The organism is Streptomyces griseorubiginosus (genome assembly GCF_017614965.1).
Classification (GTDB): Bacteria; Actinomycetota; Actinomycetes; order Streptomycetales; family Streptomycetaceae; genus Streptomyces; species Streptomyces griseorubiginosus_B.
The window spans coordinates 1-453 of the sequence record NZ_WVUG01000739.1; the positions used below are offsets into that span (position 1 = coordinate 1).

General features: G+C 78.8%; 1 pseudogene. It reads left to right on the plus strand.

From position 1 onward, the window contains the following. Positions 1-245: 245 nt before the first annotated feature. Positions 246-453: pseudogene (locus GRC12_RS45045) on the plus strand (hypothetical protein); the annotation flags it as partial.

The following is a 453-nucleotide window of genomic DNA, read 5'->3' on the forward strand; positions in this document are numbered from 1 at the left end:
GTCGCGTGGGTCCCGGTCCCCGCCTACCGCCCGGCCCGCCCACGCAGGCCCTACGGCATCTGACGGAGGCCACCGATGACCGCAGCCACGCCGTACGACCGGGCGGCCCGGACACTCCCCTCCGGAAAACCGGACCTTGCCGCCCCGGCCGCCCCGGCCGCCCCGGGGCGGACGCCGCGACCTGCCGTACGGCGGCAGCGGTCCGGGGGCACGGTCTGCTCCCGGATTTTGGCCGGAGGCCGACGATGAGCGCGCCGACGGCCCGCGACCGGGCCCGGACATCGGGTGCGGGCACACACCGCTCGGGCACACCCCGCTCGGACGTCCCCCGCTCGGGCCCACTCCGCTCCGACGTCCCTCGCTCGGGCGCCCGTCCGGTGCTGGCCGCACAGCCCCGGATGTCCGCCTCCGCCGGCATGCCCGCCCGTCCCCGGGGACAGGTCCGTCGTGCCC